The 13,959-nt window shown below is 64.3% G+C and carries 11 protein-coding genes; 4 read left to right on the top strand and 7 right to left on the bottom strand.

Annotated elements, in window-relative coordinates; genetic code table 11:
• Positions 1-3: 3 nt before the first annotated feature.
• The 4 genes from aceE to KWO_RS02890 all read right to left on the bottom strand — a co-directional run bounded on the left by aceE (position 4) and on the right by KWO_RS02890 (position 6,574).
• On the bottom strand, positions 4-2,691 hold the full coding sequence (aceE, locus tag KWO_RS02910) for a pyruvate dehydrogenase (acetyl-transferring), homodimeric type (protein ID WP_010379561.1): 2,688 nt from the start codon (positions 2,689-2,691) through the stop codon (positions 4-6).
• A 511-nt stretch (positions 2,692-3,202) separates the two neighbouring features.
• Positions 3,203-4,234 carry an arabinogalactan endo-1,4-beta-galactosidase gene (locus KWO_RS02900; RefSeq protein ID WP_010379559.1) on the bottom strand — a complete coding sequence of 344 codons (1,032 nt, stop codon included), beginning with the start codon at positions 4,232-4,234 and terminating at the stop codon, positions 3,203-3,205.
• Between the two features lie 424 nt (positions 4,235-4,658).
• On the bottom strand, positions 4,659-5,978 hold the full coding sequence (locus KWO_RS02895) for an XVIPCD domain-containing protein (protein ID WP_010379558.1): 1,320 nt from the start codon (positions 5,976-5,978) through the stop codon (positions 4,659-4,661).
• Positions 5,975-6,574: a hypothetical protein gene (locus KWO_RS02890; RefSeq protein ID WP_026112070.1), complete on the bottom strand. Its 600-nt coding sequence runs from the start codon at positions 6,572-6,574 to the stop codon at positions 5,975-5,977. The genes KWO_RS02895 and KWO_RS02890 overlap by 4 nt, the downstream gene beginning before the upstream one ends.
• Positions 6,575-6,792: 218 nt before the next feature.
• On the opposite strand from KWO_RS02890, the gene KWO_RS02885 reads away from it, so the two are divergent.
• The 4 genes from KWO_RS02885 to KWO_RS02870 all read left to right on the top strand — a co-directional run bounded on the left by KWO_RS02885 (position 6,793) and on the right by KWO_RS02870 (position 10,505).
• Positions 6,793-8,817, top strand: a complete 2,025-nt coding sequence (locus tag KWO_RS02885) for a SpoIIE family protein phosphatase (RefSeq protein ID WP_017112658.1) — start codon at positions 6,793-6,795, stop codon at positions 8,815-8,817.
• Complete coding sequence (locus KWO_RS02880; protein ID WP_010379554.1) at positions 8,814-9,245, top strand: ATP-binding protein; 432 nt, start codon at positions 8,814-8,816, stop codon at positions 9,243-9,245. Before KWO_RS02885 ends, KWO_RS02880 begins: the two co-directional genes overlap by 4 nt.
• Complete coding sequence (locus KWO_RS02875) at positions 9,242-9,661, top strand: STAS domain-containing protein (protein ID WP_010379552.1); 420 nt, start codon at positions 9,242-9,244, stop codon at positions 9,659-9,661. Before KWO_RS02880 ends, KWO_RS02875 begins: the two co-directional genes overlap by 4 nt.
• A gap of 220 nt (positions 9,662-9,881) precedes the next feature.
• Positions 9,882-10,505 carry an HAD hydrolase-like protein gene (locus tag KWO_RS02870; protein ID WP_010371696.1) on the top strand — a complete coding sequence of 208 codons (624 nt, stop codon included), beginning with the start codon at positions 9,882-9,884 and terminating at the stop codon, positions 10,503-10,505.
• 145 nt (positions 10,506-10,650) lie between these two features.
• Here KWO_RS02870 and KWO_RS02865 read toward each other — a convergent pair whose 3' ends face one another.
• The 3 genes from KWO_RS02865 to mdcH all read right to left on the bottom strand — a co-directional run bounded on the left by KWO_RS02865 (position 10,651) and on the right by mdcH (position 13,811).
• Entirely contained in the window at positions 10,651-11,370 is a 720-nt protein-coding gene (locus tag KWO_RS02865) for a GntR family transcriptional regulator (protein ID WP_008576608.1), read from the bottom strand.
• 77 nt (positions 11,371-11,447) lie between these two features.
• Positions 11,448-12,803, bottom strand: a complete 1,356-nt coding sequence (locus tag KWO_RS02860) for an SLC13 family permease (RefSeq protein WP_010379550.1) — start codon at positions 12,801-12,803, stop codon at positions 11,448-11,450.
• Positions 12,804-12,890: 87 nt separating this feature from the next.
• On the bottom strand, positions 12,891-13,811 hold the full coding sequence (gene mdcH / locus KWO_RS02855; RefSeq protein WP_017112656.1) for a malonate decarboxylase subunit epsilon: 921 nt from the start codon (positions 13,809-13,811) through the stop codon (positions 12,891-12,893).
• Between the last annotated feature and the right edge of the window lie 148 nt (positions 13,812-13,959).

The following is a 13,959-nucleotide window of genomic DNA, read 5'->3' as shown; positions in this document are numbered from 1 at the left end:
ACCTCAAACCCCAACCGGATTCGCCTTCTCAGGATCAATCTTGTACTGCTTGATCGCCCGGGCCACATCCTTGCCCGTCATCTTTCCATCCTTCGCCAGCGCGGCAATCGCCGCATGCGCGATGTAGTACCGATCCACCTCAAAGAAGCGGCGCAGGTTCGCACGCGTGTCCGAGCGGCCGAAGCCATCGGTGCCGAGGACGGTGTAGGTCATCGGGACGAAGGCGCGGATCTGGTCGGCGAAGGCGCGAACATAGTCGGTTGCGGCGACGGCCGGGCCCTGGCGGCCTTCCAGCAGCTGGGTGACGTACGGCTTGCGCTGTTCGGCTTCCGGGTGCAGGCGGTTCCAGCGTTCGACGGCGTAGCCGTCGCGGCGCACTTCATTGAGGCTGGGGCAGGACCAGATGTCGGCGGTGACGCCGAAGTCCTTGTCCAGCAGCTCGGCGGCGGCGATGGCTTCGCGCAGGATGGTGCCGCTGCCCAGCAGCTGCACGCGCAGCTCGCCCTTCTTGGGTTTGCCGGCGTCCTTGAGCAGGTACATGCCCTTGATGATGCCCTCGGCTGCGCCTTCCGGCATGCCGGGGTGGGCGTAGTTCTCGTTCATCAGGGTGATGTAGTAGTACTCGTCGATCTGGTCTTCCATCATCGCCTTCATGCCGTGCTGCATGATGACGGTGACTTCGAAACCGAAGGTCGGGTCGTAGCTACGCACGTTCGGAATCGAGCCGGCGATGACTTGGCTGAAGCCGTCTTCGTGCTGCAGGCCTTCGCCGTTGAGCGTGGTGCGGCCGGCGGTGCCGCCGAGCAGGAAGCCGCGCGTGCGCATGTCCGCTGCCTGCCAGGCGATGTCGCCCACGCGCTGGAAGCCGAACATGGAGTAGTAGATGTAGAACGGCAGCATCGGGACGTCGGACACCGAGTAGCTGGTGCCGGCGGCCATCCACGAGGCGATCGCGCCCGGCTCGCTGATGCCCTGCTGCAGCACCTGGCCGGTCTGGTCTTCGCGGTAGTACATCAGCTGGTCGGCATCGACCGGCTTGTACTTCTGGCCGAACGGGGCATAGATGCCGATCTGGCGGAACATGCCTTCCATACCGAAGGTGCGCGCTTCATCGGCCACGATCGGCACGATGCGTGGGCCCAGTTCCTTGTCGCGCAGGGCGATGTTGAGGCTCTGTACGAAGGACATGGTGGTGGAATAGCTGCGCTCGCCGCTGTCCTTGAGCAGGCGCTCGAACTTGTCCAGCGTAGGCGCCACGAACGACTTGCTGGCCTTGGGACGGCGCGAGGGCAGGAAGCCGCCGAGCACGCTGCGGCGCTCTTTGAGGTACTGCACTTCCGGGGAATCTTCGCCGGGGTGATAGAACGGCACCTGGCCGTCTTCCAGCTGGGCGTCGGTGACCGGAATGTTGAAGCGGTCGCGGAAGTGCCTGACAGCCGCGTCGTCCAGCTTCTTGGTCTGGTGGGTGGGGTTGAGCGCCTCACCAGCCGAGCCCATGCCGTAGCCCTTGACCGTCTTGGCCAGGATCACGGTGGGCATGCCGGTGGTGTTCACGGCCTGGTGGTAGGCGGCGTACACCTTGTGAGGGTCGTGGCCGCCACGGTTGAGGCGCCAGATGTCGTCGTCGGACAGGCCGGCCACCATGGCCGCGGTCTCCGGGTACTTGCCGAAGAAATTGGCGCGGGTGTAGGCGCCGCCGAAGGCCTTGCAGTTCTGGTATTCGCCGTCGACGGTTTCCATCATCAGCTTGCGCAGCACACCGTCGGTGTCCTTGGCCAGCAGGGCGTCCCAGTAGCCGCCCCAGAGCAGCTTGATGACGTTCCAGCCGCCGCCACGGAACACGCCTTCCAGCTCCTGGATGATCTTGCCGTTGCCGCGCACCGGGCCGTCCAGGCGCTGCAGGTTGCAGTTGACCACGAAGATGAGGTTATCCAGGCCTTCGCGGCCGGCCAGCGCGATGGCGCCGAGGGTTTCGGGTTCGTCCGATTCGCCGTCGCCGATGAAGCACCACACCTTGCGGTCGGACTTCTCGATCAGGCCGCGGTTTTCCAGGTAGCGCATGAACTGCGCCTGGTAGATGGCGGCCAGCGGGCCCAGGCCCATCGACACGGTGGGGGTCTGCCAGAACTCGGGCATCAGCCACGGGTGCGGGTAGGACGAGATGCCCTGGCCGTCCACTTCCATGCGGAAGTTGTCCAGCTGGGTCTGGCTGATGCGGCCTTCGAGGAAGGCGCGGGCGTAGATACCCGGGGCGCTGTGGCCCTGGATGAACAGCAGATCGCCTGGATGGTTGTCCGAAGGCGCGCGCCAGAAGTGGTTGAAGCCCACGTCGTACAGCGTGGCACTGGAAGCGAACGAGGCGATGTGGCCGCCCAGGTCGCCCGGCTTGCGGTTTGCGCGCACGACCGTGGCCATGGCGTTCCAGCGGATGATCGAGCGGATCTTCCACTCCAGCGCGGAGTCGCCGGGGTGCTTGACCTCGTTGGCCGGGGAGATGGTGTTGACGTACTCGGTGGTCGGCGAGAACGGCAGGTAAGCGCCGGCGCGGCGGGTCTGTTCGACCATGCCTTCCAGCAGCTGATGGGCGCGCTCCGGGCCTTCGACGTCGATGACGGCCTTGATCGATTCGAGCCACTCCTGGGTCTCGAGCGGGTTCGGATCGTTGTGCAGCACTTCGTTCAACCAGTTCATTAGCGCTCCCGGGGGACACACCCGCGGGTGTGTCGACATCATGAATTCGTGAACCCCCAAGTGTACCGCACGCACATCTTGGCATTGCTCGCTACGGGTGCGTATGGAATGGGACGCTGTCGTGCGCTGGGTGCGGTATCGATGCCGGCTGGGGCGCCGATCCGGCGCAGCGGCCGCGGCCGCCGTACGACCAAAGGATGAGGGCCAGCACGCGGCGGAGCCGCCGCATGCCCCCCTTCTCCCATCGGGAGAAGGAGGCACGTAGGGGCGGATGAGGGGACGGGCGAAGCCTGGTGGAGGTTGGGTCTACGAGGGCTTCGCCCCGTACCCTCACCCCAACTCCCGCTCCGCGCCCCGGCCCGCGCTTGCGGCGCGGGCGCTCTAAGGCACGCGCGCCATTGGCGCGCAAGCCGTGCCTTCTCGCCCCGAGGGGGAGAGGGGCTTTATCACCCGCGCCGTTGGTGTGCGAGGCGGCGGACGGGGCGGCGAGTGGGCAAGCAAACGAGGCCAGTCAAAACGCCTGCAGCGCTTCGGTCAGTTGGCCGTCGCTGGTGACGGCGCCCAGGGTGTAGCCCTGCCAGCCCGGGTAGGCGTTGGGTTCCCAATAGAACACGCCAAGCACGCGCGCGCCGATGCTGTTGCTGCGGCTGAGCAGGTTGCTGAGCATGGCGCGGGTTGTGGCTGCTTGCTGCCAGTCCATGCCGACCTCGGAAATCACCACGTCGCTGCCGTAGCGAGAGATCATGTCGCGCATGTTGGTGTCCAGGCGGCTGTTGTAATCCTGCCAGCTGCCGACGGGGGGGTAATGCGACATGCCGATGACATCCCACTTGCCGCCGGCCGAACGCAGGTTGTCGAAGAACCAGCGGAAGTTGGCATTGTCATAGCCGTTGGCCAAATGCACGACCACCTTGGCATTGGGATACACCGCCTTGGTGGCGTTGTAGCCGCTGTTGATGAACTGGCCCAGGTTGGCGAAGTTGGGCGTCTTGCCCTCGTTCCACAACATGCCGCTGTTGATCTCGTTGCCCACCTGCAACCAGGTCACGGTAATGCCGTTGTCCTTGAGATATTGGAGGATGCCCTGGGTGTGACTGTAGACATCGGTGTTGAGCTGGGCGACGGAGTGGCCGCCCCATGCCGCGGGTTTGGTCTGCTTGCCGGGGTCGGCCCAGCTGTCGCTGTAATGGAAGTCGATCATGATGCGCATGCCTTGCGCGGCGGCACGCTTGGCCTTGTCCAGGGTGTCGCGGCCATCGTTCCACTTGTCCAGGGTGTCGCGGCCATCGTTCCAACCGCCCGCAGGGTTGACCCACACGCGCAGGCGAATGGCGTTGCCGCCGACATCCTTGAACAACTTGATGAAGTCGGTGGTGTTGCCGGCTGCATCGCGAAACACCTGCGGCGGATTATTCGCCGCCTGCTGGTTGAGCCAGCTGACGTCCGCGCCCTTGGCAATACCTTGCGCGCTAACGCCAGCGCTGCACAGACACAGCAGCAATACGAGCAAGACGCGGTGGTAGTGCATACGAAAAATCATCATGGAACGCTCCCCTGGTTGATGGATAAAGCGCCGAGTGGCGCCTTGCTTGATTCCCCTGCATTGCTTCGTGCGCGCGACGGACCTGCGAGCACGCATTTTTGCCTCGCTTTGCGACGCTACAAAACGAACGCGATTCAAACACGGCAGTACAGATCGGTTGAGGCTGCTATAGGTGCAAGGTCGTTGCGGCATATCTCAGTGCAGGAAAACCTTGAGCACGCGTGAGTTGTGCAGGCGCGTTGTTGTGCGGGTGCAGCAGTAACCGTGCGCGTGATTGCGCGATTGAACGCAAAAACGCCGGGCAAGCCCGGCGTTTTACTGCAACGTTCGATGGTGATGATAAGCCGCTCTGCGCATGCAGCAAGGCTGCGCCAGGTGATGCGTCATTGCGCACCCACCCACAAGCCGCGGTTGCACGCCCCACTTACCCCATGGCGCGTGCGCCCTGCTGCTGGGTCTGCGACTGTTGCTGTTCCAATGCGACCGACTGACGCGCTGCGTTTTCAGCAACGCGTTGGCTGCTCTGCTCCAGCGGGGTATTCATTGCAGTCATGGTCTCGACGCTCACACGTAGCTGTGCCGGGTCGTCGACGCGGCCCTGCACGGCGAACGTCCGCGCGGCATCTGGGCTCATCATCACTGCATCGATACGCTGGCCACCGGCGGCATGCATTTCCGATGCGAGCGAACCGGATAACTGCGCGCTGTGGTGATCGGGCCTGCGCCCGGCACGTGCATCCTGCGCATGCACGCCGCGCTGGGCATCCTGGAACAATGCATTGCCCACGTGACCCGGCTGATCGATCCGCAAGGAGGTGTGGTCGTTGCTGTGCTCGCGCGCGTCGCGCTTGGCCGGCTCGCCCGGGGCGAGTGGGCCACGGATGGCGTCGATGGCGTCTTGGCCGAGGCCCTTCGGGCCCCGACTCAATAAGCTAATGCCGGCCCGGATCTCGTCCAGATCAGAGCGATACTCGTTGATCATCCTCTTGTTTTGATCCGCAAGTTGGCGCGCCTGCGGATCATTGAGCGGAGAACGCTCATCCAAAAAGTTTTTGATAGCGTGCGAACCCAACGAACTGACAGCAGAGGCCACAGGTGCATCGGGAATCAGGAAATTCACCCTGCTGTTGCTATAGCCCATGGCGCTGAGCGTTGCGATCTCATTGGGCCTGGCATAAACGCGCACTTCCCCGTAATGCGGAGATGCTGCACTCACAGGGTCGACCGCCATGACATGGTTGACCACGCTGGTGCCACCTTCGGGAATGCGATACGCCAAGCTCGCTGCGCCGTAGGCGTTGAAGGTTTCCCCTTTGAGGTCGAAGTGGTGCGCACTGATTTGCGCAAGCGCTCCGCCTAGCGAGTGACCGGTCACGGTGACCTCGGGAGCATGTCCGGTGCGCTGTTCCTGCTTGGCTGCATAGCCAAGTGCATTTTTTGTCAGGGCGATCGCATCATCGGCCTGCGGGTTGATGCGCTGAAGCACCATGGAGCCATCTGCCTGTACCGCGTCACGCAGTATTTCCTCGGTACCCCGATGAGCGACGACGATATCTCCGCCGCCAACGCGTTGATAGATCGTTCCCTGATAGCCCGTCTTTCGATTGTTGAAGTGTTCCAGAATTTCGTAGCTCTCGCCGCCAACATCCACTCGTTCACGGTCACCGGGGCCACGCTTACCGACCTTGTGATCGACATAGCCCTCGTTGGAAAGAATGGCGTATTGCTGCGAAGTCGGCTTCACGGTGAAACCTCTTTAGCAACGAGCGTTACCGAGAACAATTGATCGCGCAGTTCCGGCTTGAAATCCGACGCTGAGGGCAAACCGTTGTCGGCGTAGTCTTCGATATCTTCCTTGGGATAACCGCCCTTCCAGAAGTACAGAGTCACCGGCTTGCCTGCGATGACGTCCTTGGTCTCAATGAAGGGCATAAATGCGGTTTCCTCTTTTTTGCCACTGGCCTTCAGAGAAACCCGTGCTCCGGTCATTTCCCAATGACATTGCCCTCGTCCGTAATAATCCTCATCCAGCATGAGATCGAGGTGGATGACGCCCTGATATTCCTGCTCGGAGACTTTTTTCAGCACCACCGGCTCACTGCTTGTGATGCGCTGCCCCACACCTGTTTGCGGATGAATCTGGCCACATTCGCTGTCATTGCTGACGTCGTACTGTGCATACCCATTCACTGCCGCAAATGTGCCTGGCGCCTTGTCTAACTTCACCGTCAGTGCGTAGGCCTTACGCGGGCTAGGATTCAACTTGGCAAGGCCGCGGCCGCCGGCCTGAACGTCGGCTGCTGCTGTGGCCTCGGCGGCGGGGGAATGGGTCTGGGTCATGCTGGTCTCCGGGGAGTTACAGGCCGTAAGCAAAAGGGCCAGCAGGCTTGGGGTCAACATCTGGCGCAAGGCCGGCCTCCGTGGCAGGTGGGCGGTCAATCTAGTCCGCTCGCGTTCGGCCGGTCAATCGAGACACGTGAGGATGAGGTTGCTAGAGAGTTGTGCATGGCAGCAAAGCTGCCATTATCGACCGCAGCTGCTGCTAGGGAGAGCGTGCCATGAGCAACCGTCCGCGATCACTGCCGCAACAGACGTCGGTCACCGCGCGCATGCCTTGGCGCAATAGCCTGCGCATGCGCGTGCTGCTGGCGGCCACCGCCGTGCTGGTGGTGTTGCTGACGGTGCTGGGAACGGTGTTCTACCTGGGCGCACGCGCCGAGCTGGTGGAAGCGGCGCGCACCGAGGTGGACGGCCTGACCGAACAGACCGCGCGCAGCCTGGCGGCGCTGCTGGATTCGGTGCAGGTAAGCGGGCGCACATTGGCGGCCAGCAGCAGCGGCGTGGGGCTGCAGCCGTTCAATCTGCGTGCGTTGCTACTGGCCACGCTGACTGGCGACCCGGAGATCGGTGCGGCGCGCCTGATCATCGAACCGCGCACGCAAAAGGCCGGCGACAGCGGGTTTGTCTGGTACGTGCATCGCAGCGGCACGCGTGTGGCGGAGAAATCCGCACTGGAATTGGGTTACGACTATCGCGTGATGCCCTGGTATCTGCGCACCCAGCGCGAAGGCCGCGCGTGGTGGTCCGAGCCGTCCCTGGATGCCAATGGCGGCGGCCTGTACACCAGCTACAACCTGCCGCTGCGCCGACCTGGCGATGCGCCGGATGCGGCGCCGGTGGGAATGGTGAGCGTGGACCTGCCGCTGCAGCACCTGCGCGAGATCATCGACCAGCTGCCACGCGATATAGGTATCCAGCCGATGCTGTTGTCGCCGGAAGGCATGCTGGTTTTCAGCCCCGACCCCGCGCTCAATCTTCACCATTCGTTGAATGCGTACGTGACCCGGTCGCGGCCGGATCTGCGGCCGTTGCAACGTGCCGTCGCGGCCGGCCAGCCGATTTCGTTTACACATACGTCGCCCGATGGCGAGCGCTTTTTGACCCATAGCGCAGCAGTGGGGCGCAGCGGCTGGACCTTCGTGTTGTCGGCCTCGGAAGGCTATGTGCTGGCGGGTCTGAACTGGCTGGCCGCGTGGGTGGCGCTGGCGGCGCTACTGGGTGCCGTGGTGTGGTGGTGGTTGATGCGGCGGATCACACGCAAGTTGACGCGGCCGATCGAAGAACTGACCGATACCGCCGAGCATTTCCGTCGCGGCGAATTCGAATATCCGTTGCAGCACATCGAACGCGACGACGAAGTAGGCGTGATGGCACGCGCCTTCGATAGCGCACGCGATGCGATCCGCCACCATATCGCCGAGATCGGCGAGATGACCGCCGCACGCGAGCGCATGCACAGCGAGCTGCAGATTGCGCGCGAAATCCAGCAGGCGATGCTGCCTTCCGGGCGCACCTTCGACCGCGCCAGTTCGCATCTGGAAACGTGCGCGTGGCTGGAACCGGCCAAGGCGGTAGGCGGAGACTTCTACCACTTCGTCGAAACCGAACCGGGCTTGCTGTGGTTCGTGGTGGGCGATGTCTCCGACAAGGGCGTGCCGGCGGCACTGTTCATGGCGCGCGCGGTGAGCGTGCTGGAAATTGCCGCGCGCCGATACACGCGCCCGGACGCCATCCTGATTGCCGCTTCCACCCGATTGGCCGAAAACAACGAGACCTGCATGTTCGCCACGGTGCTCTGTGGTTTGATCAACGTGGTGAGCGGCGACTACTGGCTGGCCAGCGCCGGGCACGAGCCGCCGCTGTTGATCGATATCGACGGCAAGGCGCACCCCTTGCCGCTGGAAACCGGTGCGCCGCTGGGGATCGAGCCGCAGGTGTCCTACCCGGTGCTGCATGGCCGCATGAGCGCTGGGCAGACCTTGCTTGGCTACACCGATGGGGTGACCGAGGCGATGGATGAGCACGGCGCCAGCTACGGGTTGCAGCGGTTACTGGCCGCGCTGGACCCGCGCCGCAGCGCGGCGGCGCAATGCAAGGCGGTGATCGCCAACATCGCCCGCTTCACCGGCGAAGCCGAACCCTACGACGACATCACGCTGCTGGCGATCCGGCTGCGCCAGGAGCATGCTGGGCGGGTCGCAACCGCTGGCCGGGACGCGCCCGGAAAGGCAACGACTTCATGAAGCTCGATTTGGCGATTGCGCCATCGTTGGCCCAGCTGGCCGGCGCCAACGATGCACTGGAACATTCGCTCACGCGCGAGGGCCTGCACGCCGAGCGGATCGGCCAGGTGCGGCTGATCGTGGAAGAGCTCGGTTGCAATGCGCTGACCCACGGCCAGTGCGCTGCACAGCCATTGCGCCTGCAGTTGCAGCTGGACCCGCAGGCCCTGGTGCTGGAGATGCACGACCCGGGCAACGCCTTCGACCCCTGCACCGCGCCCATGCCGGACGTGACCAGCCCGCTCGACGACCGCGCCGTCGGCGGGCTGGGGTTGTTTCTGGTGCATCAGTTCGCCGATCACATCGACTACCGCCGCGATGGTGCATATAACGTCGTGCGCGTCACCCTGCTGCACCCGTACGCCCCTGTCCCCGAGGCCCTGTCATGACCACGCTCGCCATTCAGATCGACCCGCCGCAAGACACCCGTCAACGCGTCATTCTGACCGGGCGGCTGGACACCCACACCTACCAGGACCTGGACGCGGCATTGTCGCCGTTGCTGGGCACCCGCATCACCACGCTGGTGCTCGACCTGAGCGCACTGGAATACATTTCCAGCGCCGGCATCCGCTGCATCTTCAAGGCGCGCAAGGCGCTGGCCACGCGCCAGGGCAAGGTGCTGGTGAGCAACCCGCAACCGCAGATCCGCAAGGTCTTCGACATGGTCAAGGCGGTGCCGCTGAGCGACGTGTTCGCCTCCACCGAAGAGCTGGACGCGTACCTGGAGGCGATGCAGCGCAAGGTCATCGAGCAGAGCGCGCAAAGCGATACGCCGATCGTGCCGCACTTCGCCGAAGCCTGAGCGCAGCTGTACTACCGACGGCGCTCACCGCCGGCGGGCGCGGCAAGGCGCGTTGCGGCTTGTACGCGCGCCGTGCGGTCGCTGCGGGCCTTCGGAGCGGACGCCTGCGCGCCGCATTGCCAGCGCCGCCGACGTCGCCTGCGCGCACATGAGGGGACCTGTGTGCGCGGGTGCCGGCACCATCTTGGTTAGGCTATGACGCCCTGCCCTGCGCGTTGCCATGCCCGCACTGATCATCTTCGATTTCGACGGCACGCTTGCCGATTCGTTTGGTTTTTTCCTGAGCACGCAGCGGCTGCTGGCCGAGCGGCATGGCTTTCGCGCCGTGCAGGCGCATGAAGTCGACGATGCACGTCGACTCAGCACGCGCGCATTGCTCAAGGCATCGGGCCTGAGCGCGTGGCGCGTGCCATGGGTGGCGGCCGACTTCATCCGGCTCATGCGCGCAGCGCCACCGGTGGCGCTGTTTCCCGGCATTGCCCACACCGTGGGCGCGTTGCATGCCGGGGGCAGCCGGCTGGCCGTGGTGTCGTCCAACTCCGTGGAGAACGTGCAACGCGCGCTAGGCGCAGAGCTGAGCGCCACATTTGCCGTCATCGAAGGCGGCGCGCATCTGCTGGGCAAACAACGCGCCTTGCGTCGTGTGCTGCGTGCCACCGGGCACACTGCGTCGCAAGCGGTCTACGTGGGCGACCAGGTCGCCGACTGGGAAGCCGCACAGGTCGTGGGCCTGCCGTTTGCCGCAGTGGCCTGGGGCTATGCGCATCCGGACGTGTTCGCCGGGTTGGCCGGAACGCAGTTGATCGAACGCGTGGAAGACTTGCTTGCGTTGAGCGGTGATTAGGCGGCGGGACCGCGCATTGGCAAGCGCTGGGCATTGCCGGTGATGCGTGTCGAGATACCCTCATCCGCCCTTCGGGCACCTTCTTGCGATGGGAGGAAGGCGCGATGTCGGGGCGCGTGGCGCTGCGCCCGGACAGTGCCAATCTCTACACCCCACCTACCCGCGGCAACGGCGCCGGTACGTTCAGCATGCCACCGGCCGCGACATACGCTGCCAGGGCCTGACCCTGGCTCAACAGGTGCCCGTGCATGGTGCGCTCGGCGCCTTCGGCATCGCCACGTCGCACGCAGTCCATCAGTTGGCGATGTTCCGCCAGCGATTGCGCCATGCGCCCGGGCGTGAGCAACTGACGGCCGCGGTGCATCTTCAAGATGCGGTGCAAATCGTGCGTCACTCGGATCAACCACGGATTGCCGGCGTACTGCTGCACGGTTTCGTGGATCAGATAATTGTTGCGGTAGTACTCGGCCACATCGCCGGCTGCCGATGCGGCTTCCATGGCCGCGTGCAGTTCTTCCAGCCGTTGCACGCCGGCCGCATCGATGCGCTTGACCGCATCGTGCGCGCAACGGCCTTCCAGCATCGCCATCACCGGGAACAATTGATTGAGATCTTCCAGCGTCAGCCGCGTGACCCGGCTGCCGCGGCCGGCATCCAGTTGCACCAGACCTTCGGCAGCAAGCAGTTTGAGACTTTCCCGCAATGGCGTGCGGCTGATGCCGAGTTCCTCGGCCAGGGCCGGCTCGTCGATCCATTCGCCCGGCGGCAGTGCGTAGTCGTAGATCTTCTGACGCAGGCGCTCGGCCACTTCCTCGTACAGCGGCACGCGCTTTTTGGAGGCGCGCGAATCAGGAGCGAGGGTCATGGTGGGCAGGTCATCGGCATGAGGTCGGGGCGCCCATTCTACGTGGGCGCCCGCGACGCTGTGGCGGACGGGCCGAATCACAGCCAGCCCGGCACCACGAACACCAGCCACGCCGCCAGCGGCCCCAGCAACACCACCAGGCCGCTATAGATCAGGAAGCGGCGGAACAGGCCATCGCGTTCTTCCTTGGCGGCCGAGGCCACCACCAACGCGCCGTTGGTGGAAAACGGGCTGACGTCGACGATGGTGGACGACACGGCCAGCGCGCAGATCACCCCGGCCGCGCCCCGGTGGCCCTGCATCAGGAACGGCACCGCCAGCGGAATGGTGGCGCCTAACACTGCTGCCGACGAGGCGAATGCAGACACAATCCCGCCCACATAGCAGACTAGCAGAGCGCCCAACAGCGGCATGCCGATATGCGACACGCCGGCGCCGATGTAGTCCACTGCGCCAGATTTTTCCAGCACGGCGATGTAGGTCACCACGCCGCTGATCAGCAGCACAGTAGACCAACTGATGCCGTCCACCGCGCCTTTCTGTGCGTTGGGCGAGATCAGCGCCAATGCCACCGCCACCGTGATCGAGACCAGGCCGACGTTGAGGTTGTAGATCAGCGCGGCAACGCCCAGGCCCAGCAGGCCGATCAAGGTAATCACGCGGTCGCGGGTGATGGACACCGCCTCCAATGCCAGCGGGTCGGTGGACAACGTGCCGCCGCCCGGCGTCACCAGCGCGCCATGCCCTTCGATCGCGAAGCCGCGGTGCGATGCCTGGTCGCCGGCAATGGGCACGTATTGCGCATCGGCCAGCGACAGCTCCTGCCGACGCATCAACTTCAATCCACCGAAGGCACAGAAGCAGATGATCGCCATCATCAGATTGAAGCCCAGGCTGGTAAGAAATACCGCCATCTCGCTGACGTCCAGCCCGGCTTTTTCGACCACCTTGTTGGTGATGCCGCCGTACACGCTGATCGGCGAAAACCCGCCGCCCTGCGCGCCGTGAATCACCAGCAAGCCCATCATCAACGGATTGATGCGGTACTGCTTGGCAAAGCGCAGCGCCACCGGCCCGATGATGGCCACCGCTGCCGGCCCCAGCGCACCGAAGGCGGTCAGCAGCCCGGTGATGACGAACATCACCCACGGGATGGCGACGATGCGTCCACGTACCGCGCGTACCGCCCAGTGCACGAGCAAATCGATGGTGCCGTTCTTCTGCGCGATGGCGAACAGATAGGTAATACCGACCAGGGTAAGGAACAGGTCGCCGGGAAAGCCGGCAAGTACCTCCTTGCCCTCCAGCCCCACCCACACGCCGCCAATGATGAACGCCAGCGCGAAGGCCACCGCACCCATGTTGATGGGCAATGCGGTGGCAACGATGAACATGAGTACCAAGCCAAGAATCGCTGCAATTTGCGGGGTCATGCGCCCTCCCAGACACCTGATACGCGTACAGCACAGATGGCCACCCGCCATCCCAGGGTTACACCATGTGCAGGACCTACCTGATCGTCATGCCGCGCGCTCGCACGCAGCAGTGACCCACTCGACAACACCGTCTGTGCTGTGGAATTCATCTACCGAACGCACCTGGCATTCCGGTAATACTTCGCGCGCCATGCGCGCCAATGCGCTGCCAGGCCCGAGTTCGAGAAACACGCGCGCGCCGCGTTCCGCCGCTTGCACCAGCACTTCATACCAACGCACGGTCTGTGCGATTTGCGCGGAGAGTGTGTCGATCACCAAGGCTTGCGTGTTGACTGCACGCGCGTTGATGCCTGCCAGCACGCGCAGCGTGGGCGCGTTGAGCTGTGCCGCTGCCAATTCAAGGGTGAAGCCTTCGGCAGCCGCGCTTAACCAAGGCGTGTGTGCCGGCACGCTCACCGGCAGCAGCGTGACGCGTGCGCCTTGTGCGGTTGCAGCGTCACCAAGCACCTTCAATGCATCGCGTGGGCCGCCAAGCACGGCGCGGTCATCACCGTTGATGATGGCAAGTGCTGCACCGTGCGTTTGGCAGAGCGTTTCGAGCACGCGCAACGGCAGACCGACCACTGCCATCAGCCCTGCCTGTTGCGGGCTGGCGGCATCCATCAACCTTGCGCGCGTCACGGCCAACTGCAGGCAGGTGTCGACAGACATGCTGCCGGCAACCGCATGCGCTGCCAGCTCGCCGACGCTGTAACCGAGCACCAGCAGCGGCGTTGGAAGTTGCGCGTGTAGTGCCTGCCAATGGGCCAGCGTGCCGGCGCATACCAATGGTTGGGCGATGGCATTGGCGTAGCGGCCTGGATCTGCAGCGACGGTCTGCGGCGCGGCGCCAAGCACACCGTGTGCGCTTGCGATGACGGCGGCTGCCGCAGCTGCATCGGCGACGCGCGCGAACATCTCGGCGTGTTGGCCGCCTTGGCCTGGGCAGAGCACGGCCAGGCTCATGCGGTGGCCTGCCTGATTCGGTTGGAATGCTGTGCGCGCGCGTTGCCACGTTCCATGTTGCGGCAGATGTGCCTGGACACTTGGATGCGGACTCGCATTGATGAGCAACGTGCAACATCTGCTGCGACTGGCCGCAGTACAGGGCTAA

Source organism: Xanthomonas vasicola pv. musacearum NCPPB 4379, assembly GCF_000277895.2.
In the GTDB taxonomy this organism is placed as follows: Bacteria; Pseudomonadota; Gammaproteobacteria; order Xanthomonadales; family Xanthomonadaceae; genus Xanthomonas; species Xanthomonas vasicola.
The sequence above is the reverse complement of the archived record's forward strand: the minus strand, read 5'-3'. Positions and strand labels throughout refer to the sequence as shown.